24 protein-coding genes, 1 tRNA gene, 1 other RNA gene and 1 pseudogene are annotated in these 26,640 nt (G+C 67.4%); 12 read left to right on the top strand and 15 right to left on the bottom strand.

Going from position 1 to position 26,640, the window contains the following annotated elements:
* Window positions 1-227: 227 nt before the first annotated feature.
* From XCSCFBP4642_RS28605 to XCSCFBP4642_RS0112610, 10 genes and pseudogenes are all read left to right on the top strand, one after another.
* A pseudogene (locus XCSCFBP4642_RS28605) lies at window positions 228-395 on the top strand (acetylornithine deacetylase); the annotation flags it as partial.
* A 251-nt stretch (window positions 396-646) separates the two neighbouring features.
* Entirely contained in the window at window positions 647-1,777 is a 1,131-nt protein-coding gene (locus XCSCFBP4642_RS0112650) for an acetylornithine deacetylase (protein WP_029220107.1), read from the top strand.
* A gap of 45 nt (window positions 1,778-1,822) precedes the next feature.
* A complete protein-coding gene (locus tag XCSCFBP4642_RS0112645) occupies window positions 1,823-3,166 on the top strand; it encodes an acetylglutamate kinase (RefSeq protein ID WP_029220106.1) in 1,344 nt (447 codons plus the stop codon).
* 5 nt (window positions 3,167-3,171) lie between these two features.
* Window positions 3,172-3,783, top strand: coding sequence for a GNAT family N-acetyltransferase (locus tag XCSCFBP4642_RS0112640; RefSeq protein WP_029220105.1), 612 nt, complete (start codon window positions 3,172-3,174; stop codon window positions 3,781-3,783).
* Window positions 3,780-4,736, top strand: coding sequence for an N-acetyl-gamma-glutamyl-phosphate reductase (argC, locus tag XCSCFBP4642_RS0112635; RefSeq protein ID WP_029220104.1), 957 nt, complete (start codon window positions 3,780-3,782; stop codon window positions 4,734-4,736). The genes XCSCFBP4642_RS0112640 and argC overlap by 4 nt, the downstream gene beginning before the upstream one ends.
* A 26-nt stretch (window positions 4,737-4,762) precedes the next feature.
* The gene (locus XCSCFBP4642_RS0112630) at window positions 4,763-6,058 is read left to right on the top strand and encodes an argininosuccinate lyase (RefSeq protein ID WP_029220103.1); all 1,296 of its coding nucleotides are present in this window, start codon (window positions 4,763-4,765) and stop codon (window positions 6,056-6,058) included.
* 37 nt (window positions 6,059-6,095) lie between these two features.
* Window positions 6,096-6,356 carry a YciI family protein gene (locus tag XCSCFBP4642_RS0112625; protein WP_029220102.1) on the top strand — a complete coding sequence of 87 codons (261 nt, stop codon included), beginning with the start codon at window positions 6,096-6,098 and terminating at the stop codon, window positions 6,354-6,356.
* A 9-nt stretch (window positions 6,357-6,365) separates the two neighbouring features.
* Window positions 6,366-7,523, top strand: coding sequence for a glutamate 5-kinase (gene proB / locus XCSCFBP4642_RS0112620; RefSeq protein WP_029220101.1), 1,158 nt, complete (start codon window positions 6,366-6,368; stop codon window positions 7,521-7,523).
* A 165-nt stretch (window positions 7,524-7,688) separates the two neighbouring features.
* Window positions 7,689-8,933, top strand: coding sequence for a glutamate-5-semialdehyde dehydrogenase (locus XCSCFBP4642_RS0112615; RefSeq protein ID WP_029220100.1), 1,245 nt, complete (start codon window positions 7,689-7,691; stop codon window positions 8,931-8,933).
* Window positions 8,934-9,060: 127 nt separating this feature from the next.
* On the top strand, window positions 9,061-10,968 hold the full coding sequence (locus tag XCSCFBP4642_RS0112610; RefSeq protein ID WP_029220099.1) for a CocE/NonD family hydrolase: 1,908 nt from the start codon (window positions 9,061-9,063) through the stop codon (window positions 10,966-10,968).
* Here the strand turns inward: XCSCFBP4642_RS0112610 and XCSCFBP4642_RS0112605 are convergent.
* The 5 genes from XCSCFBP4642_RS0112605 to XCSCFBP4642_RS0112585 all read right to left on the bottom strand — a co-directional run bounded on the left by XCSCFBP4642_RS0112605 (window position 10,949) and on the right by XCSCFBP4642_RS0112585 (window position 15,435).
* A complete protein-coding gene (locus XCSCFBP4642_RS0112605) occupies window positions 10,949-12,181 on the bottom strand; it encodes a CynX/NimT family MFS transporter (RefSeq protein WP_029220098.1) in 1,233 nt (410 codons plus the stop codon). The two genes, XCSCFBP4642_RS0112610 and XCSCFBP4642_RS0112605, sit on opposite strands and share 20 nt — an antisense overlap.
* Before the next feature lie 123 nt (window positions 12,182-12,304).
* Window positions 12,305-12,381: transfer RNA gene (locus tag XCSCFBP4642_RS0112600), tRNA-Pro, on the bottom strand.
* Between the two features lie 60 nt (window positions 12,382-12,441).
* Window positions 12,442-12,552, bottom strand: a complete 111-nt coding sequence (gene cydX, locus XCSCFBP4642_RS0112595) for a cytochrome bd-I oxidase subunit CydX (protein ID WP_024939993.1) — start codon at window positions 12,550-12,552, stop codon at window positions 12,442-12,444.
* Window positions 12,553-12,644: 92 nt separating this feature from the next.
* Entirely contained in the window at window positions 12,645-13,796 is a 1,152-nt protein-coding gene (gene cydB / locus XCSCFBP4642_RS0112590; RefSeq protein WP_029220097.1) for a cytochrome d ubiquinol oxidase subunit II, read from the bottom strand.
* A 16-nt stretch (window positions 13,797-13,812) separates the two neighbouring features.
* Window positions 13,813-15,435, bottom strand: coding sequence for a cytochrome ubiquinol oxidase subunit I (locus tag XCSCFBP4642_RS0112585; RefSeq protein ID WP_029220096.1), 1,623 nt, complete (start codon window positions 15,433-15,435; stop codon window positions 13,813-13,815).
* 177 nt (window positions 15,436-15,612) lie between these two features.
* Here XCSCFBP4642_RS0112585 and cydD point away from each other — a divergent pair, with 177 nt between their 5' ends.
* Both cydD and cydC read left to right on the top strand, forming a co-directional pair.
* Window positions 15,613-17,325, top strand: a complete 1,713-nt coding sequence (gene cydD, locus XCSCFBP4642_RS0112580; RefSeq protein WP_029220095.1) for a thiol reductant ABC exporter subunit CydD — start codon at window positions 15,613-15,615, stop codon at window positions 17,323-17,325.
* Entirely contained in the window at window positions 17,322-18,998 is a 1,677-nt protein-coding gene (cydC, locus tag XCSCFBP4642_RS0112575) for a thiol reductant ABC exporter subunit CydC (protein ID WP_029220094.1), read from the top strand. The genes cydD and cydC overlap by 4 nt, the downstream gene beginning before the upstream one ends.
* 29 nt (window positions 18,999-19,027) lie before the next feature.
* On the opposite strand, the gene XCSCFBP4642_RS27065 is transcribed toward cydC, so the two are convergent.
* The 10 genes from XCSCFBP4642_RS27065 to XCSCFBP4642_RS0112530 all read right to left on the bottom strand — a co-directional run bounded on the left by XCSCFBP4642_RS27065 (window position 19,028) and on the right by XCSCFBP4642_RS0112530 (window position 26,553).
* Window positions 19,028-19,104: non-coding RNA, sX9 sRNA (locus XCSCFBP4642_RS27065), on the bottom strand.
* Window positions 19,105-19,186: 82 nt separating this feature from the next.
* Entirely contained in the window at window positions 19,187-19,510 is a 324-nt protein-coding gene (locus XCSCFBP4642_RS0112570) for a DUF1294 domain-containing protein (protein ID WP_228325631.1), read from the bottom strand.
* Window positions 19,511-19,626: 116 nt separating this feature from the next.
* Window positions 19,627-20,829 carry a homoserine O-acetyltransferase MetX gene (gene metX / locus XCSCFBP4642_RS0112565; protein ID WP_029220092.1) on the bottom strand — a complete coding sequence of 401 codons (1,203 nt, stop codon included), beginning with the start codon at window positions 20,827-20,829 and terminating at the stop codon, window positions 19,627-19,629.
* 117 nt (window positions 20,830-20,946) lie between these two features.
* A complete protein-coding gene (locus XCSCFBP4642_RS0112560; protein ID WP_029220091.1) occupies window positions 20,947-21,960 on the bottom strand; it encodes a tetratricopeptide repeat protein in 1,014 nt (337 codons plus the stop codon).
* Window positions 21,960-22,394 carry a cytochrome c-type biogenesis protein gene (locus tag XCSCFBP4642_RS0112555; RefSeq protein WP_029220090.1) on the bottom strand — a complete coding sequence of 145 codons (435 nt, stop codon included), beginning with the start codon at window positions 22,392-22,394 and terminating at the stop codon, window positions 21,960-21,962. Before XCSCFBP4642_RS0112555 ends, XCSCFBP4642_RS0112560 begins: the two co-directional genes overlap by 1 nt.
* Window positions 22,391-22,993, bottom strand: a complete 603-nt coding sequence (locus XCSCFBP4642_RS0112550; RefSeq protein ID WP_029220089.1) for a DsbE family thiol:disulfide interchange protein — start codon at window positions 22,991-22,993, stop codon at window positions 22,391-22,393. Before XCSCFBP4642_RS0112550 ends, XCSCFBP4642_RS0112555 begins: the two co-directional genes overlap by 4 nt.
* Complete coding sequence (locus XCSCFBP4642_RS0112545) at window positions 22,986-24,923, bottom strand: heme lyase CcmF/NrfE family subunit (RefSeq protein WP_029220088.1); 1,938 nt, start codon at window positions 24,921-24,923, stop codon at window positions 22,986-22,988. The genes XCSCFBP4642_RS0112550 and XCSCFBP4642_RS0112545 overlap by 8 nt, the downstream gene beginning before the upstream one ends.
* A 264-nt stretch (window positions 24,924-25,187) precedes the next feature.
* Complete coding sequence (gene ccmE / locus XCSCFBP4642_RS0112540) at window positions 25,188-25,637, bottom strand: cytochrome c maturation protein CcmE (protein ID WP_029220087.1); 450 nt, start codon at window positions 25,635-25,637, stop codon at window positions 25,188-25,190.
* Window positions 25,634-25,804, bottom strand: coding sequence for a heme exporter protein CcmD (locus XCSCFBP4642_RS0112535; RefSeq protein ID WP_029220086.1), 171 nt, complete (start codon window positions 25,802-25,804; stop codon window positions 25,634-25,636). Before XCSCFBP4642_RS0112535 ends, ccmE begins: the two co-directional genes overlap by 4 nt.
* A complete protein-coding gene (locus XCSCFBP4642_RS0112530) occupies window positions 25,801-26,553 on the bottom strand; it encodes a heme ABC transporter permease (RefSeq protein ID WP_029220085.1) in 753 nt (250 codons plus the stop codon). The genes XCSCFBP4642_RS0112535 and XCSCFBP4642_RS0112530 overlap by 4 nt, the downstream gene beginning before the upstream one ends.
* Window positions 26,554-26,640: the final 87 nt, after the last annotated feature.

Genomic DNA, 26,640 nt, shown 5'->3' with positions numbered 1-26,640 from the left:
CCCTCTCCCTCCGGGGCGCGGAGCGGGGGTTGGGGTGAGGGTACGGGGCGAAGCCTCGTGCGATTCACTAGTGCGAGAGCTTCGCCCGCACCCTCATCCGCCCCTTCGGGGCACCTTCTCCCGGAGGGAGAAGGGTTGGCGTCGATGTGATTTATGAGTCGTTTGCGCACCTCGGTGCTTTGCACGTTTTCATCCAGCCGCTGCTTCGGACCCTTGATCCAACTGACATGACCGATCTACTCGCATCCACCCTCACGCACCTGGAAGCGCTGGTGTCCTTCGACACCCGCAATCGGCCGCGTGCGATCGCTGCCGAAGGCGGGATCTTCGATTACCTGCGCGCGCAGTTGCCCGGCTTCCAGGTCGAGGTGATCGACCGTAGCGCGGGAGCAGTTGTGCCGAGCGCAGAGTCCTTCTCCCGCTCGCAGATTCTCTTCTCTCGCTCGCAGATTCCCTTCTCCCGCTTGCAGATTCCCTTCTCCCGCTTGCGGGAGAAGGTGGCGCGTAGCGCCGGATGAGGGGCAGGCTGTCGCATTGCCCCCATCCGCCCTTCCCCGCAGGCGGGGGAAGAGCGGTATGAACGTAGTGCTACCCCGCACACTCGGACACGCAGCACCACGCTGCCCGACGCAACCAGACGCAATCAATGACCACACTGCTCGACAACACGCTGACCCACCTGGGCGCCCTGGTGTCCTTCGACACCCGCAATCCGCCGCGGGCGATCGCTGCTGAGGGCGGGATCTTCGATTACCTGCGCGCGCAGTTGCCCGGCTTCCAGGTCGAGGTAATCGACCACGGCGCTGGCGCGGTGAGCTTGTATGCGGTGCGCGGGACGCCCAGGTACCTGTTCAACGTGCACCTGGACACGGTGCCGGATTCGCCGCACTGGAGCGCCAATCCGCATGTGATGCGGCGCACCGCCGACCGCGTGATCGGGTTGGGGGTGTGCGACATCAAGGGCGCGGCTGCGGCGTTGATTGCCGCCGCCAATGCCGGCGATGGCGATGCAGCGTTCCTGTTCTCGTCCGATGAGGAAGCCAACGATCCGCGATGTATTGCCGCATTCCTGGCCGCCCACCCCGCGGTCCCGGGTCCCGGGTCCCGGGTCCCGGTATTCGAAGCGGTGCTGGTGGCCGAGCCGACCATGAGCGAGGCGGTGCTGGCGCATCGCGGCATCAGCTCGGTGCTGATGCGTTTTGCCGGCCGCGCCGGGCATGCGTCGGGCAAGCAGGACCCTTCAGCAAGCGCGCTCCACCAGGCGATGCGCTGGGGCGGCAAGGCGCTGGATCATGTCGAGGCGCTGGCACATGCACGCTTCGGCGGGCTGACCGGCCTGCGCTTCAACATCGGCCGCGTCGATGGCGGCATCAAGGCCAACATGATCGCGCCGGCGGCCGAGTTGCGCTTCGGTTTCCGACCGCTGCCGTCGATGGATGTGGATGGACTGCTGGCGACCTTCGCCGGTTTTGCCGATCCGGCAGCGGCACAGTTCGAAGAAACCTTTCGCGGCCCGAGCCTGCCGTCGGGCGACATTGCGCGTGCCGAAGAGCGGCGCCTGGCCGCGCGCGACGTGGCCGACGCGCTGGACCTGCCGATCGGCAATGCCGTGGACTTCTGGACCGAGGCCTCGCTGTTCTCGGCCGGCGGCTATACCGCGCTGGTCTACGGCCCGGGCGACATCGCCCAGGCGCACACCGCCGATGAGTTCGTGACGCTGGAACAACTGCAGCGCTATGCCGAATCGGTCCATCGCATCATCAACGGTTCCCGCTAAACCAATCCTTGCGCCTGGCGCTTCCTTCCTCTTTCGATCACGGCAATGTCCCTCCCAGCACAGCCCCACAAACAGACCCGCCAGACCATCGTGCGCCTGCTTTCGAGCATGGCCAGCGCGAAGGAAATCAGCCAGTACCTCAAGCGGTTTTCGCAGCTCGACGCCAAACGCTTTGCGGTGGTCAAGGTCGGCGGCGCGGTGTTGCGCGACGATCTGGAGGCGCTGACCTCGTCGCTGTCGTTCCTGCAGGAAGTGGGGCTGACCCCGATCGTGCTGCATGGCGCCGGCCCGCAGCTGGACGCCGAACTGTCGGCCGCCGGCATCGAAAAGCAGACCGTCAACGGCTTGCGGGTGACCTCGCCCGAAGCGCTGGCGATCGTGCGCAAGGTGTTCCAGGCCTCCAACCTCAAGCTGGTCGAAGCGCTGCAGCAGAACGGCGCGCGCGCCACCTCCATCACCGGCGGCGTGTTCGAAGCCCAGTATCTGGATCGCGAGACCTATGGCCTGGTGGGTGAGGTCAAGGCGGTGAATCTGGCACCGATCGAAGCCAGCCTGCAGGCCGGTTCGATCCCGGTGATCACCAGCCTGGGCGAAACGCCCAGCGGGCAGATCCTCAACGTCAACGCCGACTTTGCCGCCAACGAGCTGGTGCAGGAGCTGCAACCGTACAAGATCATCTTCCTCACCGGCACCGGCGGCCTGCTGGATGCCGATGGCAAGCTGATCGATTCGATCAACCTGTCCACCGAGTACGACCACCTGATGCAGCAGCCGTGGATCAACGGCGGCATGCGGGTGAAGATCGAACAGATCAAGGACCTGCTCGACCGGCTGCCACTGGAGTCGTCGGTGTCGATCACCCGGCCGGCGGATCTGGCCAAGGAACTGTTCACCCACAAGGGTTCCGGTACGCTGGTCCGGCGGGGCGAGCGCGTGCTGCGCGCCACGTCCTGGGACGAACTGGATCTGCCACGGCTCAGATCGCTGATCGAATCCAGCTTCGGTCGCACCCTGGTGCCGGACTATTTTTCCAACACCACGTTGCTGCGCGCCTACGTCAGCGAGAACTATCGCGCCGCGGTCATCCTCACCGACGAAGGCCAGCTCGGCGAAGGCCGGCTGACCTATCTGGACAAGTTCGCCGTGCTCGACGACGCGCAGGGCGAAGGCCTGGGCCGGGCGGTGTGGAACGTGATGCGCGAGGAAACCCCGCAACTGTTCTGGCGCTCGCGTCACAACAACCAGGTCAACATCTTCTACTACGCCGAATCCGACGGCTGCATCAAGCAGGAAAAGTGGAAGGTGTTCTGGTACGGGCTGGAGAACTTCGAGCAGATCCAGCACTGCGTGGCGCATTGCGCCACCCGTCAGCCGACCTTGCTGGGCTGAGCGCGATGACCTGGAGCCAATTGCCCTTGCTGTGGCGCGAGCTGCCTACGCTGCGCGGGCAGCATGCAACGCTGGAGCCCTTGCAGGCCGCGCACGTCGACGGCCTGCGTGCCGCGCTGGAAGACGGTGCGTTGTCGCGGCTGTGGTACACCGGCGTGCCGGCACCGGCGCAGTTGGACGATTACCTGGCCGCCGCGTTGGCGGCGCAGGCCGAAGGCAGGATGCTGCCCTTCGTGGTGCGCAATGCGGCAGGCGAGATCGTCGGCTGCACCCGCTACTATGGGCTGGACGTGACGGTGCCCAGGCTGTCGATCGGCTACACCTGGTACGCCCTGCATGCGCAGCGCAGTGGCGTGAATACCGAGGTCAAGCTGATGCTGCTGCAGCATGCCTTCGAAACGCTGGATTGCCTGAGCGTGGTGTTCGAGACCAGCTGGTTCAATCATCCCTCGCGCGCGGCCATCGCGCGGCTCGGTGCAAAGCAGGACGGGGTGCTGCGCAATCACGCCCGCCACGCCGACGGCACGCCGCGCGATACCGTGGTGTTCTCCATCATCGATACGGAATGGGCCGGGGTCAAACGCCACCTGCAGTTCCGCCTGGAAGCAAACGCATGAGTGTTCAAGCAACCGCCACCATCGGCATTGTCGGCGCCCGCGGGCATACCGGTTCGGAATTGATCAAGCTGGTGGCGGCGCATCCGCATCTGCAGCTGGTCTTCGTGTCCTCGCGCGAACTGGCCGGGCAGGCGGTGGCCGACCACAACGACGGCTATCGCGGCGATCTGCGGTTTGAAAGTCTGGACGCCGACGCGGTGGCCGCCAAGGCCGCGGACGTGGTGATTCTGGCACTGCCCAATGGCAAGGCCGAACCGTTCGTGGCCGCGATCGATGCGGCCAGGCCGCAGACGCTGGTGATCGATCTGTCCGCCGACTATCGCTTCGATCCGGCCTGGTATTACGGCCTGCCCGAACTCACCCGTACGCGTTATGCCGGGCAACGGCGCATCAGCAATCCGGGGTGCTATGCCACTGCCATGCAACTGGTGATCGCACCGCTGCTGGATCAGCTGGCCGGCCCGCCGCAGTGCTTCGGCGTGTCCGGTTATTCCGGCGCCGGCACCACACCGTCGGACAAGAACAATCCCGCGCTGCTCGCCGACAACCTGATGCCGTATGCGCTGACCAACCACATGCACGAGCGCGAAGTCTCCGCACAGCTCGGCGTACCGGTGGAATTCATGCCGCATGTGGCGCCGCATTTCCGTGGTATCACCATGACCGTCAATGCCTGGTTGCAGCAGCCGCTGACGCGCGAGCAGCTGCAGGCGCGCTATGCGCAGCGCTACGCCGATGAGCCGCTGATCGAGCGGGTGGACGAAGCGCCGTGGGTCAGCCGCATCGCCGGACGGCACGGCGTGCAGATCGGCGGCATCACCCTGGCGCCCGGCAACAAGCGGGTGGTGGTGGTGGCGACGCTGGACAACCTGCTCAAGGGCGCGGCGACGCAGGCGATGCAGAATCTCAACCTGGCGTTTGGCTGGGACGAATTGTTGGCAATTCCGATGTGATACCCGGGACGCAAAAAGGACCCCCGATGACCAATCTGTTGTGGCAAAAACCCGGCGTGGCCGTAGACGCCAAGATCCAGGCCTTCCTGGCTGGCGACGACGTGATCCTGGACCGCGAATTCTTCCTGCACGACATCGCCGCCAGCACGGCGCACGCGCAGGGCCTGCAGCACATCGGCATCCTCACCGCCGACGAGCTGGCCAGCCTGGAGCGCGAGCTGGCGCTGCTGGCCGATGATTTCCGCAGCGGTGCGTTCGTGCTGGACGCGCGGTACGAGGATTGCCATTCGGCCATCGAGGCGCGCCTGACCGAGCGCCTGGGCGATGCCGGCCGCAAGATCCACACCGGGCGCAGCCGTAACGACCAGATCCTGGTCGCCACGCGCCTGTGGTTGAAGAACAAGCTGCAGCGCGTGGCTGAGCTGAGCGGCGAGATCGCCAAGGTGGCGCTGGACCGCGCGCAGGCTGAAGCGGCGCTGCCGGTGCCCGGTTACACGCATATCCAACGGGCGGTGGTGTCCTCGGCAGGCATGTGGTGGGCCGGCTGGGCCGAGGCCTTCATCGACAACGCGGTGCGCGCCCACGACACCTTGCAGCTGGTGGACAGCAATCCGCTCGGTACCGCGGCCGGTTACGGCGTCAATCTGCCGCTGGACCGTGCGCACACCACGGCCGCGCTGGGTTTTGCGCGGTTGCAGGTCTCGCCGATCTACGCCCAGCTCTCGCGCGGCAAGTACGAGCTGGCCGCGCTCGAAGCGCTGGGCAGCGCCACCCTGGATCTGCGCCGCATCGCCTGGGACCTGTCGCTGTTCACCAGCGGCGAATTCGCCTTCGTCGCGTTGCCGGCGCAGTACACCACCGGCAGCTCGATCATGCCCAACAAGCGTAACCCCGATGTCATCGAATTGATGCGCGCCACCCACGCCAGCGTGGCGGCCTCACGTACCGAGATCGAACAACTGTTGTCGCTGCCGTCCGGTTACCACCGCGATCTGCAGAGCAGCAAGGGCGCCATCGTGCACGGTTTCGGCCGCGGCCTGGCCGCGCTGGAATTGCTGCCGGCCCTGCTGGCAAACCTGGAATGGCGCCCGGACAGGCTGCAGGCGGCGATCGATTCGGGCATGTACGCCACCGATGTGGCGGTGGAAGCGGCCGTGGCCGGCGTGCCATTTCGCGATGCCTACAAGGCTGCAGCCGAAGCATCGGACAGCGCAGGGCAGGGGCGCACGCCGGAAGGCAGCCTGGCTGCGCGGGTATCGCCCGGTGCGGCGGCGGACCTGCAGCTGGATGTGCTGCGGGCCCGCTGGCAGGCGCTGCGATGAGCGCGTCGGCCGCTGCTGTCGCTGAGGAATTCGTGCAATGACCACGCTCTATCTGGTCCTGGCCATGCGCCTGCCCAGCTTCGACGATGCCGCTATCCAACCGCATCGCAACTTCCTCGATGCGCTGCGCGCGCAGGGCAGGCTGCATCTCACCGGCGGGTTCACCGACGGCAGCGGCGGTGCCTATGTGCTGTGCAACGTGGACACCCTGGCACAGGCGCAGGCCATCGTTGCCACCGATCCATTGGCGACCCTGCAGGCCTCCGAGCTGACCGTGCACGAATGGACCATCCGCTAAAGGCCGATCATGACCCTGCCGACTGCTGAGGCTCACTCTCCGTTCGTCGAACAGATACTGCCGCCATGGCGGCGCGCGGTGCTCAAGGTCGGCAGCAGCCTGCTCGCCGCCGATGGCGGCGGCCTGTCGCCGCGCTTTGCGCTGGGGCTGGCGCAGTTCGTGTCGGCCAACCTGGCAGCCGGGCGCGAGCTGGTGATCGTGTCGTCCGGCGCGGTTGCCGCCGGCCGCGCGATCCTGCCCAAGGTCGCCGAGGCCGGTGCGCCGATCGCCGCGCGCCAGGCGCTGGCCGCGCTCGGGCAGGCACAGTTGATCGCGCTCTGGCAGCGCTTCTTCGAGCGCCCGGTGGCGCAGGTATTGCTCACCCACGACGACCTGCGTAACCGCCGCCGCTATCTCAACGCACGCGCTACGCTGGGCGAGTTGCTGCGGCTGGGCGCGTTGCCGGTGATCAACGAAAACGACACCGTGTCGGTGGACGAGCTCAAGCTGGGCGACAACGACAACCTGGCCGCGATCGTCGCCGCGCTGGTCGATGCCGATGCCTTGTTCATCGCCACCGATATCGACGGGTTGTACAGCGCCGACCCGCGCAGTAGTCCGCTGGCGCGGCCGCTCGACGAGGTGGCCGAACTCAACGCCGAGGTGCTGGCGATGGCCGGCGGCAGCGGCAGCCGCGTGGGCACCGGCGGCATGCGCACCAAGCTGGAAGCCGCCGCAAAGGCCGGCGCGGCCGGCATCGAGACCTATCTGTTCAACGGTCGCAATGGCGATGTGGTGCGCGCCCTGGCGCAGGATCGCCTGCACGGCACGCGTATCCATCCCGCACGCACGCGCATTGCCGCCCGCAAGTACTGGCTGCGGCACGCGCCGGTGGAAGCGGGCGCGATCCTGATCGATGCCGGTGCCGCCGCCGCGCTCACCGACAAGGGCGCCTCGCTGCTGCCGGGCGGCGTGGCCGGTGCGCAGGGCGATTTCCGTCGCGGCGATATGGTGGAGATCCACCTGCGCGACGCCGCCGGCGAGCGCTGCCTGGCACGCGGCGTCAGCCAGTACTCGGCCGTGGATATCCGCCGCATCGCCCGCCGCCACTCCCGCGAGATCGAGCCCGTGCTCGGTTACAGCTACGGCGAGAATGTGGTGCATCGCGATGATTTGGTGCTTTTGTAGCGGGGATTAGGGAGTCGGGATTGGGGATTTGCAAACGCATGTGCACCGCGTTTCCCTAACGTTGCCTCCGTGTCCCGACGACTGATTCCCTGTGGTGATAAAACGGTGTTGCCGCTTTTGCCAATCCCCAATCCCGACTCCCGACTCCCCAATCCCGGCCCTCCAATGACCATCAAAACCCTAGCCCTGCAATGCCGTGATGCCGCGCAAGTGTTGTCGCAACTGTCCGCGTCTGCCAAGCAGGCCTTGCTGGAGGCGATGGCGGCCGCGCTGGAACAGGATGCGGCGGTGATCCTGGCGGCCAATGCGCGCGATCTGGAGGCGGCGCGTGCGAAGAGCGTGGGGACGGCGATGCTGGATCGTCTGGCGCTGGACGACAGGCGCCTGGCCGGCATCGCCGCCGCGCTGCGCGAGGTGGCGCAACTGCCCGATCCGGTCGGGCAGGTCACGCGCGAGGACGTTCGCCCCAACGGCATCGTCGTGCAGAAGGTGCGGGTGCCGCTGGGGGTGATCGCGATGATCTACGAGGCGCGCCCGAATGTGACCGCCGATGCGGCAGCGCTGTGCATCAAGGCCGGCAATGGCGTGATCCTGCGTGGCGGCTCGGAAGCGATCCATTCCAACACCGCGATCGCGCGCACCCTGCAGCGCGCCTTGCGCGAGGCCGGCGTGCCGGAAGCGGCGTTGACCCTGGTCGAGGATCTGCGCCGCGAGACCATGCTGGAGCTGTTGCAACTCAGCGATATCGTCGATCTGGCGATTCCGCGCGGTGGCGAGGGGCTGATCCGCTTCGTGGCCGAACACGCGCGAGTGCCGGTGATCAAGCATTACAAGGGCGTGTGCCATCTGTTCGTGGATGCATTGGCGGACATGGATCTGGCCGTGCGTCTATTGGTCGATGGCAAGGCCAGCCGGCCGTCGGCCTGCAATGCGCTGGAGACCTTACTGGTGCATGCCGATATCGCCGCGCGCTTCCTGCCGCTGGCCGCGCAAGCCCTGCGCGAACGTAACGTGGAGCTGCGTGGCGATGCGGCAACGCGCACCGTGTTGCCCGACGTCGCAGCTGCCAGCGACGACGACTATGCCGCCGAATTCCTCGACCTGATCCTGGCGATCCGGGTGGTGCCGGATCTGGACACCGCGCTGGCGCATATCCGCCAGTACGGCTCGGACCACACCGAGGTGATCGCCACGCAGGACGCCGCCAACGCGGAGCAGTTCGTGCAGTCGCTGCGCTCGGCGGTGGTGATGGTCAACGCCTCCTCGCGTTTCTCCGACGGCGGCGAGCTCGGCCTGGGTGCAGAGATCGGCATCTCCACCACGCGCCTGCATTCCTACGGCCCGATGGGCCTTGAAGCGCTAACCGTGGAGCGCTTCGTGGTGCGTGGCCAGGGCCAGATACGGCACTGATCGGCGATACGCAGGTCAGCCACCCGGCAATCACGACCTACCCGGCAACCACGACCTTTGACACTCCCCCGGCAGGCCACGCTCTGCCTACAGTGGACGACTGCCCCCGCACGTTCCGGAGTCGTCGATGCGCCGTTTTGCCGCCTGCCTGCTCGCCACCGCCATTGCGACCGGCAGCGCGCTGGCGCAAACTTCGCCGATGACGCCGGACATCACCGGCAAGCCGTTCGTGGCAGGTGATGCCGCCAACGACTACATCAAGCGCGAGGTGATGATCCCGATGCGCGATGGCGTGAAGCTGCATACGGTGATCGTGCTGCCCAAGGGCGCGCGCCATGCACCGATGGTGCTGACGCGCACGCCCTACGACGCCAGTGACCGTAGCGAGCGCCTGGCCTCGCCGCATATGAAGGATCTGCTGCCACCCGGCGACGACGTCTTCGTGGAAGGCGGCTACATCCGCGTGTTTCAGGACGTGCGCGGCAAGTACGGTTCCGAGGGCGACTACGTGATGACCCGCCCGCTGCGTGGCGCGCTCAATCCCAGCGACCTGGACCACGCCACCGATGCGTGGGACACCATCGACTGGCTGGTCAAGAACGTTGCCGAATCCAACGGCAAGGTCGGCATGATCGGCTCGTCCTACGAAGGCTTCACCGTGGTGATGGCGCTGACCAACCCGCATCCGGCGTTGAAGGTGGCGGTGCCGGAAAGCCCGATGATCGATGGCTGGATGGGCGACGACTGGTTCAATTACGGCGCCTTCCGCCAGGTCAACTTCGACTACTTCACCGGCCAGCTCAGCAAGCGCGGCAAGGGGGCCGGCATTCCGCGGCAGGGCCATGACGACTACAGCAACTTCCTGCGTGCCGGCTCGGCCGGCGACTTCGCCAAGGCCGCCGGCCTGGAGCAGTTGCCGTGGTGGCACAAGCTCACCGAACACGCCGCCTACGATGCGTTCTGGCAGGAGCAGGCGCTGGACAAGGTGATGGCGCGCACGCCGCTCAAGGTGCCCACGATGTGGCTGCAGGGGCTGTGGGACCAGGAAGACATGTGGGGCGCGATCCACAGCTACGCGGCGATGGAGCCGCGCGACAAAGGCAACACGCTCAACTATCTGGTGATGGGCCCGTGGCGGCATAGCCAGGTGAACTACGACGGCAGCGCGTTGGGCGCATTGAATTTCGACGGTGATACTGCGCGCCAGTTCCGCCACGATGTGCTGCGCCCGTTCTTCGATCAATACCTGGTCGATGGCGCGCCCAGGGCGAGCACGCCGCCGGTGTTCATCTACAACACCGGAGAGAATCATTGGGACCGTCTGCAGGCCTGGCCGCGCAGCTGCGCCAAGGGCTGTGCGTCGAGCAGCAAATCGTTGTACCTGCAGGCCGGCGGCAAGCTGTCGTTCCAGCGGCCGGCGGCAGGCCAGCCGGGTTTCGAGGAATACGTGGCCGACCCGGCCAGGCCGGTGCCGTTCGTGCCGCGCCCGGTGGACTTCGGCGATCGCAGCATGTGGACCACCTGGCTGGTGCAGGACCAGCGCTTCGTCGACGGCCGCCCGGACGTGCTGACCTTCGTCACCGAGCCGCTGACCGAACCCCTGCAGATCGCCGGTGCACCGGACGTGCATCTGCAGGCCTCCACCAGCGGCAGCGACAGCGACTGGGTGGTGAAACTGATCGACGTGTATCCGGACGAGATGGCGTCCAGTCCCAAGATGGGCGGCTACGAGCTGCCGGTGTCGCTGGCGATCTTCCGCGGCCGCTATCGCGAGAGTTTCAGCACGCCCAAGCCGCTGGCGTCCAATCAGCCGCTGGCGTTCCAGTTCGGCCTGCCGACCGCCAACCACACCTTCCAGCCGGGCCACCGGGTGATGGTGCAGGTGCAGTCCAGCCTGTTTCCGCTGTACGACCGCAATCCGCAGACCTACGTGGACAACATCTTCTTCGCCAAGCCCGGCGATTATCGAAAGGCCACCCAGCGCGTCTATGTGAGCCCCGAGCAGCCCAGCTACATCAGTCTGCCGGTGCGCTGACCGCGCGGGCGCCGCGTGCCGGCGGCGCCCAGCTGTCTTCCAGCAACTGCGGACGGCAGGCCACCCAGGCGGCGGCCAGCTGCACCAGGATGCAGATCACCAGAAACACGAACGGCGAGGTCCAGCCGCCGTGGTGCGCATGCAGCCAGCCGAACAGGAACGGCCCCAGGCAGCTCACCGCATAGCCCATGCCCTGCGAGAACCCGGACAGGGCCGCCGAGCCGGCTGCGGTGCGGCTGCGCTGATTGACCAGCACCAATGCCAGCGGGAACGTGCTCGGCCCCAGGCCGAGCAGGGTCACCCACAGGATCGGCGCCGCCAGCGGCGCCCACCACAGCCCCGCGAACGCGACCAGATGGCAGGCCGCACACACCAGCACGATCGGGAACGGGTTGCGCATGCGCACCGCCAGCGCCGGCATGGTCAATGCGCCGACCATGCCCAATGCCGAAAACAGCGCCACCATGGTGCCGCCGAACGCGGGCGAGGCGCCGGCTTCGCGCAGCAGCGTCGGCAACCAGGTGAACATCGAATAGGTGACCAGCGAGGTCATGCCGAAGGTCACCGCCATGCTCCAGCCCAGGGCGGTGCGTGCCACGCGGCCCTCGGCCTCGGGCGTGGGCGTGGGCGTGACCGGTGCCGGCCCGGTCGCGCGGATGCGGCGATGGCTGGTGTGCACCAGAGCCCAGGCCGCCAATGCCAGCAGTGCCGGCAACACCCACACCACCATCGAGCTGCGCCAGCCCAGCGCATCGGCCACCGGTACCGCCAGCAGTGCCGGGAGTAGGGTGCCGACCTGCAGTACGGCGATGTAGAGCGTGCTGATGCCGCCGACGCGATCGCCGAAATAGCGCTTCACCAGCGGCGGCAACACCACGTTGCCCATGCCCATGCCGGCCAGTGCCACCAGCGAACCGATCAGCAGTCCGGCAGTGCCCGGCAGCAGCGGGCGCAGCACCAGGCCGACGGTGGCCAATGCCATCGACAGCAGCGCGGTGCGCAGCAGGCCGAAGCGGCGCAGCAAGGCCGGCGTGGCCACGCCGGTCAGTGCGAATGCAGCCGTCGGCAACATGCCGAGCGCACCCATGGTGGGCGCGCCGAATGCGTACTCGTTGGCAATGCGTTCCAGCAGTGGCGTCAGCGACGTCACCGCGGTACGCAAGTTGAAGGCGGACAACAAAATGGCAGCCAGCACCAGGCCGCGACCACGCAACCGGGCGGACGGGGAAGCAGCGGCAATGACAACAGACATGACAGACCATCCGCACTGCGCGCATGCATGCGCCAGCGCCTGAAAACACAAAACCGGCACGAGGCCGGTTTTGTGTTTTGAAACTGGTCGGGGAGACAGGATTCGAACCTGCGACCTCTACGTCCCGAACGTAGCGCTCTACCAGACTGAGCTACACCCCGAAGGAGCCGCGTATGTTACATAGGGAATGCGGAATCGGCAAGCATCTAGCGAAAATAATTTTACTGGTGCGGTTGGCCACGCTCCGGCTCGCGTGCTTCGAACCACATGCCGTTGAGCACGGCCGCCAGTGCGGCCAGACCGGTGCCGAGGATCCAGGCGAAGTACCACATTGTCGTTCTCCTTGAGTCGTTGAAGCAGGTGCGAGGTCGAGGCCTGCTGCGAGCGCGATGCGGCTGTGCATCGCAACGCGCGGCGGGCATGCTCAGTAGGCGTTCGGATTGGCCGAGAGTTCGTCGGCGGTGACCTTGCCCCTGAGCACGCGATAGACCCAGCTTGTGTAGGCCAGCACGATCGGCATGAACAGCGTGGTCGCCAGCAGCATGATCCACAGCGTCAGGCGGCTGCTGGAGGCATCCCACAGCGTCAGGCTTGCGCTCGGTGCGGTGGACGAGGGCAACAGGAACGGGAACAACGCAAAGCCAACGGTAAAGACGATGCCGACGATGGCGCAACCCGAGGCGATGAACGCCAGGCCGCCGCGACGCACACGCAATAGCAGCGCATTCATCGCCAGCCCGACCAGGCCGATCAGCGGTGCCATCAATGTGGCCGGCATGCTGCTGTAGTTGTGCAGCCAGCCGCCGGCTGCGGTGAGTGCGGCGGTCTTGCCAAGCGGATTGGTCGGCGCATCGGTGGCCAGGAGCGAGGTCACTGCATAGCCCGGCAGACCCAGCGCCACCCATGCACCGGCGGCGGCAAACAGCGCCATCGCGCAGAGCGCGGCGATGCTGCCAAAACGCGCCGCACGCTCGGCCACCGGTCCGTCGGTCTTGAGTACCAGCATCGCCGCGCCGTGCGCCATCAACATCGCCACGCTGAGCAGGCCGGCGAGCAGCGCGAACGGCGTCAGCAGCCCGAACAGGTTGCCGGTATAGAACGTGCGCATGCTGGCATCGAAGTGGAACGGTACGCCGAGCAGCACATTGCCGACCGCCACGCCCATGATCAGCGCCGGAATGCAGCCGCCGACGAACAACGCCCAGTCCCAGTTGCTACGCCAGCGCTGGTCGGCCAGCTTGCCGCGGAACTTGAACCCGACCGGGCGCAGGATCAGTGCGAACAGGATCAGGAACATCGCCAGATAGAACCCGGAAAAACTCACCGCATACAACGGCGGGAATGCGGCGAAGATCGCGCCGCCGCCCAGGATCAGCCAGACCTGGCTGCCTTCCCAGACCGGGCCGATGGTGTTGATCACCAGCCGGCGTTCGGCATCGTTGCGGGCAACCAGCGGCAGCAGCGTGCTGACGCCCAGATCGAAGCCGCCCATCACCGCGTAACCGGACAGCAATACGCCGAGCAACAGCCACCAGATCACGCGCAATGTGGTGTAGTCGAGCAAGATGAAATCCATGGTTGTCTCTCCTGGCTTACGGTGCGCCGCCGGCCAGCGCGCCGGTGCTCAGTGGGGCGTCGGGTGAGGACGCGTGGGGCGAGCTGCCGTGTGGCGACGGGGTGCGTTGGCTCGGTGGACACAGCGCATCCGGGCCCTTGCGGATCGTCTTCAGCGACAGCTTGATTGCGATCACCAGCAGCGTGGTGTACAGCGCGGTGAAGCCCACCAGGGTCAGCACGATCCCGTACAGATCCAGCCCCGACGCTGCATAGAAGGTGGGCAGCACGCCTTCCACCGCCCATGGCTGGCGGCCGTATTCGGCCACGAACCAACCGCACTCGATCGCGATCCACGGCAGCGTCAAGGTCCATAGCGCCAAGCTCAGGAACCAGCGTTTTTCCTGGAAGCTGTGCTTGCAGGCGAACCAGAACGCCACCGCGAAAAAGGCGATCAGATAGATGCCGATGGCGGCCATGATGCGAAAGGTCCAGAACAGCGGCAGGACGCGCGGCACGGTGTCCATGGCCGCCTGCGCGATCTGCTCGGGCGTGGCGTTGCCGATGTCGTCGCGATAACGCTTGAGCAGCAGGCCGTGGCCCAGGTCCTGCCAGTGCGCATCGAACACCTTGCGCGCGTCGGCATCGTCCTTGTCGGCACGAATGCGCTGCAGCGCACCGTAGGCGATCTGCCCGCCGCGGATGCGGTGCTCGGCGCGTTCCACCAGTTCCATGATGCCGGGGATCGGCGTATCCAATGAGCGGGTGGCGATCAGGCCCATCAGGTAGGGAATCTTGACCGCGTAGTCGTTGCGATGGGTCTGCTGGTTGGGAATGCCGAAGGCGGTGAAGTCGGCCGGTGCGGCTTCGGTTTCCCACATCGCTTCGATCGCAGCCAGTTTCATCTTCTGGTGTTCGTTGGCCGCGTAGCCGCTTTCATCGCCCAGCACCACCACCGACAACGACGACAGCAGGCCGAAGGCTGCGGCCACCGCGAACGAGCGGCGCGCCATGTCCAGGTGTTTGCCGCGCAGCAGGTAGAACGCGCTGATCGCCATCACGAACACCGCGCCCAGCACGTAACCGGCGCTGACGGTGTGCACGAACTTGGCCTGCGCCACCGGGTTGAACAGCACCGCCATGAAATCGACCACTTCCATGCGCATGGTGTCCGGGTTGAACACCGCGCCGGTCGGGTTCTGCATCCAGCCGTTGGCGATCAGGATCCACAGTGCCGAGAAGTTGCTGCCCAGCGCCACCAGCCAGGTGGTGGCCAGGTGCTGCACCTTGCTCAGCCGGTTCCAGCCCAGAAAGAACAGGCCCAGGAAGGTCGCTTCCAGAAAGAACGCCATCAGCCCTTCGATCGCCAGCGGCGCGCCGAAGATGTCGCCGACGTAATGGCTGTAATACGACCAGTTCATGCCGAACTCGAATTCCATCACGATGCCGGTGCCCACGCCCATGGCGAAGTTGATGCCGAACAGCACGCCCCAGAACATGGTCATGCGCCGCCAGATATCCTTGCCGGTCATCACATAGACGCTCTCCATGATGCCGAGCAGGAACGACAGCCCCATGGTCAGCGGCGGGAAGATGAAGTGGTACATCGCGGTGACTGCGAACTGCAGCCGCGACAGTTCAACAACTGTCGAATCGATCATGGCGGGCGGGCCTGGTTGGGTGTCGATGAAGGAGTTGGGCGGATCATCTGCGCTTGCCGCGCCATGCGCGTTGATCCAAATCAATGCGGCCCGCACACGGTGCGGCACACTGTCCATCCCGACATGGGAAGGAAGCGACTTACAATCGCCCGCAGTGAGCAGTCTTCGGAACGCAATGTGAGTCAGCCCAGCGCACGCGCCAGCGAAACGCCCGCCCAGCGCCGTCAGCGCGGCCAATGGCTGGACGCACTGGCCGCATCGGCCACTCGCCCGCGCCGCCTGGCCGGCATGGCGGTGGCGGTGTCGGGCGTCTTGCTGCTGGCACAGGCCGCCGCCATCGCCTGGTTGTTGCAGGCGGTGCAGGTACAGCATCTGGCACTGCTGCAGTTGCGTGAGGTGGCTGCCGGCCTGCTGTTGGCGGTGCTCGGCCGTGCCCTGCTGACGGCCTGGGCGCAGTCGTTGACCGGCGAGGTGGCCGATGTCGCCAAACGGGAGCTGCGTGCGCGCATCGCCCGCCGCCTGGTGCAGCACGGGCCGGTGTGGCTGCGCCGGCAACGCAGCGGCGAGCTGGGCGAACTGAGCCTGGCGCACACCGATGCGCTGGAAGGCTATTTCGTCGGTTATCAGCTGGCGCGAACCGAAATGCTGCTGGTGCCGCCGCTGATCCTGATCGCGGTGTTCTCGGTCGATTGGGTGGTGGGCCTGGTGCTGCTGCTGACCGCGCCGCTGATTCCGTTCTTCATGATGCTGGTGGGCTGGGGCGCCGAGGCGGCCGGCCGCGAGCAATTGCGCGAGCTGGCCCGCATGGGCGGGCATTTCGCCGACCGCCTCAAGGGCCTGGGACTGCTGCGCGTGTATGGCCGCGGCCAGGCCGAACTGAGCGGCATTGCCGCCGCGGCCGACGGTGTGCGCGAGCGCTCGCTGAGAGTTCTGCGCATCGCCTTCCTGTCGTCCACCGTGCTGGAGTTCTTCGCCTCGGTGAGCGTGGCGATCGTGGCGCTGTACTTCGGCCTGAGCTATCTGGGCATGCTGGATCTGCACGGCTTGCCGACGCTGGGCGCCGGCATGTTCTGCCTGTTGCTGGCGCCGGAATTCTTCGCGCCATTGCGGCGGCTGGCCGCGCATTACCACGACCGTGCCAATGCGCTGGCCGCGGTGGCCGAGTCCGAGCGCTTGCTGGAAGGGTTTGCGGACAACGCCGCCATCGCCGTCGCACTGCCGCTGCCTGCTGCGGCCGAGGCGGCGCAGGCGCAGATGCCGTTGCTGCAGGCGCGCGACCTGGCGTTGCGTCCTCCTGGCGCGCCGCAGAGGGTGGTCGAGCGGTTTTCGCTGGTGCTGGAACCCGGGCAACGGGTGGCGGTGATCGGCGCCAGCGGCAGCGGCAAGAGCACGCTGCTGGAAGGCCTGGCCGGCTGGCTCACCCCGGAGGCGGGCAGCGTGCTGCTGCGCCCCGGCGCGCGAGTGGGCTATGCCACGCAACGGCCGTATCTGTTCCACGGCAGCATTGCCGACAATCTGCGGCTGTCCAACCCGCAGGCCAGCGACGCGCGGCTGCATGCCGTGGCCGAGGCTGCGCAGGTCATGCGCTTTGCCGCGCATCTGCCGGAGGGCCTGCACACGGTGATCGGCGAGCGCGGCTTCGGGCTCTCCGGTGGCGAAGCGCGTCGCGTCGCGCTGGCGCGGCTGCTGCTGCGCGAGCCAGAGGTGTTGCTGCTGGACGAGCCCACCGCCTTCCTCGACCCGGACACCGAAGCTGCGCTGCTGCACACGCTGGGTGTGTTCGCGCGCGGCCGTGCAGTGGTGCTGGCCACGCATAGCGCGGCGGTGATGGCCTGGGCCGATACGGTGATCGACCTGCGTGGAGCAAGCGTCACGGTGGAGTCGCCATGAGCGCTGCGCACCACGACCGTCTGCGCGATGTGTTCGCCCGGCACGCCTGGCGTCTGGGGCTGTCGGCACTGCTGGTGCTGGTCACCCTGCTGGCCGGCGTGGGCCTGCTCGCGCTGTCCGGTGGATTCCTGACCGCCGCGGCCCTGGCCGGCGTGGTCGGGATGGGGGCCGGTTTCAATTTCTTTTCGCCCTCGGCCGGTATCCGCGCACTGACGTTCGCGCGCATCGTGTCGCGCTACGGCGAGAAACTGATCGGCCACGATGCCACCTTGCGCATCGCCCGCGATCTGCGCGTGTGGTTCTTCCGCCGCGCCTTGCCGCTGGCACCGGGGCGCCTGTCGGCCACGCGGACCGGCGATCTGCTGGCGCGGCTGATGTCCGACATCGGCGAGGTCGACGGCGTGAGCGTGCGTGCGCTGGCGCCGCTGGCGGCACTGCTGGGCATCTGGGTGGCCGGCGTGGTTGCCGCCGCGTTGATCCATCCACCCGCGGCCCTGGTGTTGCTGGCGCTGGGTGTGGCGATCGGCGGGCTGGTGCCGTGGCAGGTGGCACGCGGCGGCGCACAGCGCGAACGGCGGCGCGCGCAGCTGCGCACGCAGCTGCGGACGCGGGCATTCGAGGGTCTGGAAGGTGCGGCGGATCTGGCTGCGGTCCACGCCCAGGACGCCTGGCTGCAGCAGGTCGATGCGGCCGCTGCGGCGCTGATGGACGGCGATCGCCTGCAGCGCCGGCGCTTGATCACCGGCAACCTGCTGCATGCGCTCTGCGGCGGCATCGGGGTGGCCGGCATGCTGTGGCTGGCACTGCGCGCCGCCGAGCAGGGAGCGATCACCGCCGAACTGGCGGCCGCGCTGGTGTTTCTCACCATGGCCCTGCTGGAAGTGTCGGCCGGCGCCGGGTTGGCCTTGCAGGCACTGCAGAGCGCGCGCGTGGCGGCCGGGCGGCTGCAGGCCATCGTCGATCAGGCGCCCTTGGTCAGCGACCCGGTGCAGCCCGTCGCGGTGCCGCGCACGGGCACGCTGCAGTTGCAACAGGTGTGCTTCGCCTGGCCCGGTAGCGTGCGTCCGGTGCTGCGCAGCGTCGACCTGTGCCTGGCAGCCGGCGAGCGCATCGCCATCAGCGGCGACAGCGGCAGCGGCAAGAGCACCTTGTCGGCGCTGCTGCTGCGGTTGTGGGATCCGCAGGCCGGGCAGGTCAGCTACGCGGGTATCGATCTGCAATGGTGTGCGCAGGCGCACTGGCATCAGCGCATTGCCTGGTTGCCGCAGCATGCGCCGGTGTTTGCCGGCAGCGTGCGCGAGAACCTGCTGATCGGCGACGCCGCCGCCAGCGACGCTGCGCTGTGGGCGGTGCTCGACCAGGTGCGTCTACGCGACTGGGCCAGCGCGCAGAACGGGCTGGAGACCTGGGTTGGCGAGAACGGTGCCACGCTGTCTGCCGGCCAGGCGCGCCGTCTGGCGCTGGCGCGCGCCTTGCTGCGCGATGCGCCCATCCTGCTGCTGGACGAACCCACCGACGGGCTGGATGTGGATACCGCCCATGCCTTGCTGCTGGATCTGGCCGCCGCGCTCGGCGAGCGCAGCCTGGTGATGATCACCCACGACAGCGTGCCTGCCGGTGTGGTGCACCGGCATTACCGCATGCGTGAAGGAACGCTGCAGCCGCTGGAGTGAGCGGCCTTGCCATGGCTGGGTCCTGGAGCGGCCAACAGAACGAAGCGCGCAATCGTCAGCTGGGCGTGGATGGCGCGCTCAGAACCCGGTTGGACGCGTGGGACATGCCGCAGCGAGCAGCGGCCGCGCCTGCACCGCGGCTGCGCAGGCGTTTTGTTCGCCCCTCATAAGCGCAGGCATGGCGCGCTTCAGCGCGCCAGATACACCGCCCAGGCGAGGACCGCGGCGTTTGCGAGCGCGCTGATCCAGAACGCGATCTGGAACGAGGTCTTGACGGTCTTGTGCCGGAACAGCGATTGCGCCAGCAGCGCACCGGGCCAGCCGCCGAGCAATGCGATGGCATGCAGGGTGGCTTCCGGGGTGCGGCGCTGACCGCGTGTGGCGGCGGTCTTGTCCAGCCGATAGGCGATCAGCGCTGCAATGCTGGTGGCCGCGTACCAGAGCGCAATCGCCGCCGGCAGGCGCTCTGTCAGCACCAGGCCGAGCACTCCGATGGCAAACAGGCCGGACAAGAGCCGGCGCGGTAGCACACCACGGGCGGTCGGCCTCGATCGGGATCTGGACCCAGCAACCACGTCGCTGATGGTCTGAGAGCAGCGCGATTTCGATCGGGATGCGGACCTGGCAATCAGCAGGCGTCCAGAAAGTCGCGCACCGCCGGCCCGAACCGCGCGAAATCGACCAGGAAGGCATCGTGGCCCTGTGGCGAATCCAGGCCGATGAAGTGTGCCTCGGCGCCGCCGACGCGCAGGCCATCGGCGATCTGTTCCTGTTGCTGTACCGGGAACAGGATGTCGGTGTTGGCGCCGATCGCCAAGGCGCGAGCGATACGGATCTGCGCCAGGCCGGCCAGCACCCTGGCGTCGGTCGACATGCCTGTATCCGGCCTGGCGGCGACAGCCATGTCGTCGGTTTGCGTGCCATCGATACGCGCGTCGATGGCTGGGCTGTTGTCGACATACTCGGCCAGATCGAACCAGTCCATCGAGCGGCTCAGATACAGATAGCAGTTGGGATCGAAGAAGCGCACGAAGCGGCGCGCATGGCCTTCCAGATAACTTTCGACCTGGAATTCCAGGCCGAACGGATCGTCGGCGGCCTGTTCGGAATCCAGCCGCACGCGGCCGAAGCGGCCATCCCATTCCAGTGCCGAGCGGTAGGTGATCACGCCGAGCTTGCGCGCCATGCGCATGCCCGATTCCGGGTAACGCGTGTCGTCGTAATGGCCGCCGTTCCAGTACGGGTCCAGGCGGATGGCTTCGCGCTGCAGCGAGCGGATCGCGATCGAGAACGGCAGCGCCTGCGCACTGCCTGAGATATTGATATGGCTGCGCGCGATGCCGGGGTGGCGCAATAACAAGGCCAGTGCGGTCATGCCGCCCATCGAGTTGCCGATCAGGCAGGCCAGTTGTTGGATGCCTAACGCGCGCACCACGTCGGCTGCGGCATCGGCCACATCTTCGATCGACAGGTCCGGGAAACCCAGGCGATACCGCGTGCCGGTGGCAGGGTCGATCGACGCCGGGCCGGTCGAGCCCTTGCAGCTGCCCAACGAATTGACGCAGACCACGAACCAGCGTTCGGTATCGATCGGCTTGCCTGGCCCCAGCATCGCTTCCCACCAGCCCGGCTCGGGATTGGCCTGGTTGGCGGCGGCATGCGCATTGGGCGACAGCCCGGTGACGATCAGCAGCGCATTGCTGCGATCGGCGGCCAGCGTGCCCCAGGTTTCATAGGCGATGCGCGCCTGGTGCAGGGCGCCGCCGCGCTTCATCGGAAACGGCGAGGGCAGGGCGTGGAACAGGCTGCCGGTAGGGATGAATTCGGTCATGAGGGTGGGAGTTGGGAATCGGGCATCGGAGGAGCGGTTGGCTGTGCTTTCGTAGCGCAAGTGAAACCACGTTGTGCAGTGTGGTGGTCTGGTTGACGCACGCAGTCACAGCGGCGATCAGCGTCCGATCACCAGCTCCACGGGGGCGTTGGTCGGCAGTTGCACGGTGATCGGCAGGCTTTCCACATCGTCGGCCTGGCGCATCGCGTTGCCGCTGCGCGACAGCCGCGCCAGCACCTGCACGTTGTCCAATGATGACAGGGCGCGGGTAGGCATCGGGCTGTCGCCGTCGTCCAGGGTGACGGTCAGCGGCAATTCGCTGAGGGCGTGTTTTTCCACCGCCACCGGCATCGGAGTGTCGGCTGATCGGGCGATCACGAACACGCTGGTGTCGCCGGGCAGCGCGGTGCGTTTGGCGAATTCCGCATCCAGCGCGATCCGCACGCTGATGCGTTTGCCTGCTGCCGCATCGGCGCCGCTCTCGACCGCTGCCGGCAACACGGCCAGCCCGGCTTCCCGGCGTGCGGCGTTGATCTGCTCGAGCAGGCCAGGGCGGGTGCTGGCGTCGACCACCTGCAGCAATGGCTCCCAGGTGGCGCTGGCCTTGGCCGGCTGGCCGGCCTGGCGCTGCACCACGCCCAGAAACCAGCGTGCGCGCTGGTGGTCCGGCTGCACGCTGAGCGCATGCTCGAGCAGGCGCATCGCCTGCGGATCCGGGCGGCCGCTGTCGTCGGCAAGCATGCGCACCTGCGCGGCCGTCACCAGCACGTCCGGTTCATCCGGTCGCAGCGCCACCGCGCGCGCGAAGGCGTCGCGTGCGTCGGCGAATTTCTGCTGGCTGGACAACGAGCGCCCCAGCAGCACCCAGCCTTCGGCCTGGTCGGGATTGCGCGCCAGCGCGGCGCGCAGCTGCACGATGGCCTCGTCCAGCGTGCGTGGTGCGTCCGGGCGGTTGGCGGCCAGCTCGATCGCACCGGGCGTGCCCACCAGCCAGTACAGCGCTGCACTGGCGGCCAGCAACAACGCGACAACGCTGGCGGCCAGCCCGCGCGCCTGCCGCCACAGGGGCCGCAACGCCACGCCGAAGGCAAGCAATGCGAGCGCCACCACTGCAATCACGAAACCGACCATCACCACTCCTGCTCGTCGGGCGGCAGGGCCGGCGCGGCGGCGCTGCGCCGGCGTACCAGCATGACCACCGCCGTGCCGCCCAGCAGCAGGACCAGCAGCGGGCCGAACCACAGCAGCCAGGTGCGCGATTCCACCTGCGGCCGGTACAGCACGAATTCGCCATAGCGCGCGACCAGGAACTGGCGGATCTGCGCATCGCTGCGGCCCTGCTGCATCAGCGCCAGCACCTCGCGGCGCAGATCCTGCGCAATCTGCGCATTGGAGTCGGCCAGCGACTGGTTCTGGCATTGCACGCAGCGCAGCTCGGCGGTCAGCGCGTGGAAACGCGCCTCTTCCTCGGCCGAGGCATAGCGCAGCGGCGCCGGGTCGCCGACCGGCTGGGCCAGCGCCAGCCAGGGCAACAGCAGCAGCGTCAGCAGCCAGGCGCGGCTCATGGTTTGGCGTGCAGGTCCGGGGCGGCGGTGGGCGAGCGTTCGATCGCGCTCAGTGCCGGAATCAACTGGGTGTCGATGATGGCCTGGGTGAGCATGCCGCTGTACTTCCAGCGCACCACGCCGCGCCCGTCGACCAGAAAGGTTTCCGGCGCCGCCGCAATGCCGAAGTCGATGGCGGTACGGCCGTCGATGTCGGCCACCACCAGCAGGTAGGGGTTGCCCAATTGCTCAAGCCAGCGCAGGGCGTGGGCACGCTCGTCCTTCCAGTTGTAGCCGATCACGCGCACCCGCTTGGTCAGCGCAAACTTGCTCAGCACCGGGTGTTCTTCGCGGCAGGCCGGGCACCAGCTGCCCCACACATTGATGATGTAGGGCGCGCCGCGCAGCTCACGCGCGTGCACCACGATGCTGGGGTCGTGCAGCAACGGCAGCGCGAAGTCCGGCGCCGGCTTGCCGATCAATGCCGAGGGCAGGGCATCGCGATCGCCTTGGCCGGAGCGCACCACCGCATACACCAGCAGTGCGGCCAGCGCGAGCAGCAGCACGATGGCGCCCACCAGAACCGCAGTGGGCAGGCGGGGCGAACGTGACTCAACCATCTTGGATCTCCGGAGAACGACGAAAACGCCGGTCGGCCGCAGTCACCAGGCCGCCGAGCGCCATTAGCAGCGCCCCCAGCCAGATCCAGCGCACGAACGGTTTGAGGTGGACGCGCACCGCCCAGGCCTGATTGCCCAGCGGTTCGCCAAGGGCGACATACAGGTCGTCAAACGGACCAGGGCGGATCGCCGCCTCGGTCAGGGTTTGCCCGCCACTGGCGTAGCGGCGTTTTTCGGCATGCAGCCTGCCGATCGGCGCATCGTCCTTGAACACCTGCAGGTTGGCGCGGTCGGACAGGTAGTTCGGCCCGCGCAACTCTTCCAGAGTCTCGAAGTGCAGGGCATACCGCCCGATCTGCACTTGCTGGCCGGGTGCCAGCGCCACTTCACGCTGCAGGCTCAGCGATTCCACCAGCAGGGCGCCGGCCAGGAACACCGCCACTCCCAGGTGCGCCAGCACCATGCCCAGCATCTCGGCGGTGAAACGCCGGCCCTTGGCGGCACGGCGCGTCCACAGGAAGCGCAGTGTGCCGAACAGCACCCACGCCGCGCCGGTGACGCCGATGGCTGCCTTCAGCTGCCCCTGCGGTGCCATGAACCAGGCCAGCATGCCGGCGGCCAGCGCCAGGCCGGCCCACGGCGCCAGCAGCGCCAGCGGCCGCGAGGCCTGCTCGCGCTGCCAGCGCGTGAGTGGGCCGAACGGCAGCAACGCTACCAGTGGTGCCATCAGCACTACGAACAAGGTGCCGAAGTACGGCGGGCCCACCGACAGCTTGCCCAGTCCCAGCGCATCGGCCACCAGTGGGTACAGCGTGCCCAGCAGCACCATCGCGCAGGCGCAGGTCAGCAGCAGGTTGTTGAGCAGCAACAGCGTTTCGCGCGAGCTGCCGGCAAACGCGCGGCGCGGGTCGTCGCCAGGCGTCAGGCGCGGCGCGCGGATCGCGTACAGCAGCAACGCGCCGCCCACCACCGCCAGCAGGAACACCAGGATGAACACGCCGCGCGACGGATCGGCGGCGAACGAATGCACGCTGGTCAGCACGCCCGAGCGCACCAGGAAGGTGCCCAGCAGCGACAACGCGAAAGCGGCGATCGCCAGCAACAGTGTCCAGCTCGCGAAGATGCCGCGCTTTTCGGTGACTGCCTGCGAATGCAGCAGGGCAGTGCCGACCAGCCATGGCATGAAGCTGGCGTTTTCCACCGGGTCCCAGAACCACCAGCCGCCCCAGCCCAGTTCGTAGTACGCCCACCAACTGCCCAGCGCGATGCCGACGCTGAGCATGGCCCAGGCCACGTTGGTCCAGGGCCGGGTCCAGCGCAGCCAGCGCGCGTCCATCCGCCCCTCCAGCAGCGCGGCGATGGCGAAGGCGAACGGCACTGCAAAGCCGACATAGCCGCAGTACAACATCGGCGGGTGGATGATCAGGCCCGGGTCCTGCAGCAAGGGATTGAGGTCGGCGCCTTCGGGCGGCACCGGTAGCAGGCGCGCAAACGGATTGGAGGTGAACAGCAGGAACGCCAGAAAGCCCACGCTGATCAGCGCCATCACCCCGAGCACGCGCGCCACCACCTGCGCCGGCAATTGCCGCGACCACAGCGCCACCGCGCCGGTCCACAGCGCCAACACCAGCGTCCACAGCAACAGCGAGCCCTCGTGCGCGCCCCAGACCGCCGAGTAGCGGTAGATCACCGGCAGCAGGCTATTGGAGTTTTCGGCCACATAGCGCACCGAAAAGTCCTGCACCAGGAACGCGTGCGTCAGCAACGCGAACGCGCTGGCAATCAGGCCCAGCTGCACCAGCGCCGCCGGCCGCGCCACCGCCATCCAGCTGGCATGCCCGCGTTGTGCGCCGGCCAGCGGCAAGGCGGCCTGCACCAGCGCGACAAGCAAGGCCAGGACCAACAGGACGGTGCCGAGTTCAGGAAGCATGGGAAAGCCGGGACCGGGGACCCGGGATCCGGGACCCGGGACCCGCAACAGCGGCGCCCCGGGGGGGGCGGGTGCAGACGACTGGCGCAATCAAGCCTCCGCCGACGGCCCTTGGCTTTTCCCGGGCCCCGGGGCCCGGGCCCCGGGGCCCGAAACCGCAACCGCAACGGGTGCAGAAGACGGACGCGCTCAATCCTCCGCTGACGGCATCGAGCTGTTCCAGAATCCCGGGTCCCGGTCCCCGGGGCCCGACATGCCTCTCCCTCACTGCTGCCCCTCCACCTGATGCTTGCGATGCGCACTGCCCATCTTGTCGGCTACTTCCTTGGGCATGTAGGTTTCATCGTGCTTGGCCAGCACGTCGTCGGCCACGAATACGCCCTGCTGCATGCGACCGGTCGCGACCACGGCCTGACCTTCGCGGAACAGGTCGGGCAGGATGCGGTCGTAGCGCACCGGCAGCTGCGCATCGCCATCGGTGACGCGGAACTGCGCTTCCAGCGACCCGGAGGCGCGTTTGAACGAGCCTTTTTCCACCATGCCGCCGAGCCGGAAGCGCGCATGCTCGCCGGCATCTCCGCGCAGCACCTCCGACGGCGTGTACAGGTACGCCACGTTGCGCTGCAAGGCCATCGCCACCAACGTGGTCGCCAGCCCGCCGGCCAGCACCAAGGCGAGCACCAGCCACAGGCGACGGCGCCGTTGCCGGTTCACCGGGTCAGCTCCGCATCGCTGGGCAGGTTGCGCTTGCGCTCGCGCAGGCGGCGCGCCTGGGCGGTCTTCAATGCGCGACGCACCTGCCAACGGCCGGCGATCAGGTCCCACAGCAGTACCAGCACGAATACGGCGTAGGCGGCGATGACATACGGCAGATAGCTCATGCGGCAGTGTCCTGCGGCTCGCGCACGATCCAGGCCTTGCCGGCCTCGCGGCGCAGGTTGTCGGCGCGCGCGCGGGTGAGCAGCGACCCGGCGAACCAGAACTTGGTGCCGATCACCATCAGCCACAACGGCAGCAACATGCTGGCATCGATGGTCGATGGTCCAAACAGGCGGATGCTCTGGCCCTGGTGCAGCGAATTCCACCACACCACCGAGTAGCGGATCACCGGCAACAGCACCACGCCCACGATTGCCAGCAAGCCGGCCGCGCGCGCCGCCTGCCGGCGGTCGTCGATGGCGTGGTACAGCCCGATCACGCCCAGATACAGGAACAGCAGGATCAGCTCGGTGGTCAGGCGCGGGTCCCAGTCCCACCAGGCGCCCCACATCGGCTTGCCCCAGATGCTGCCGGTCAGCAGGGTGATCACGGTGAATGCCGCGCCGATCGGCGCGCAGGCCATCGCCAGGATCTCGCAGATCTTGATGCGCCAGATCAGCGCGATCGCCGCGTATACCGCCATCAGCCCGAACACGAACAGGCTCATCCACGCGCTCGGCACGTGGATGTACAGAATGCGGAAGCTGTCGCCCTGCTGGTAATCGGCCGGTACAGCGAACAGGGCCTGCCAGATCCCCGCGCCCAGCAACAGCGCACCCAGCGCGTAGCACCAGAGGGCCCAGCGTGCGGTGAAACGGTCGAAGATCGGAGGCGAGGCGAGTTGGTGGAACCAGCGGGCGACGACGTTCATGCGATGGCGATGGCTCTTGGCATGGCGATGGCTCTTTGCATGGAGGCAACTTCCGGTACGACACCACCGTACACCCTACGGTGTCCC

The organism is Xanthomonas cassavae CFBP 4642 (assembly GCF_000454545.1).
GTDB classification, from domain to species: domain Bacteria; phylum Pseudomonadota; class Gammaproteobacteria; order Xanthomonadales; family Xanthomonadaceae; genus Xanthomonas; species Xanthomonas cassavae.
The sequence above is the reverse complement of the archived record's forward strand: the minus strand, read 5'-3'. Positions and strand labels throughout refer to the sequence as shown.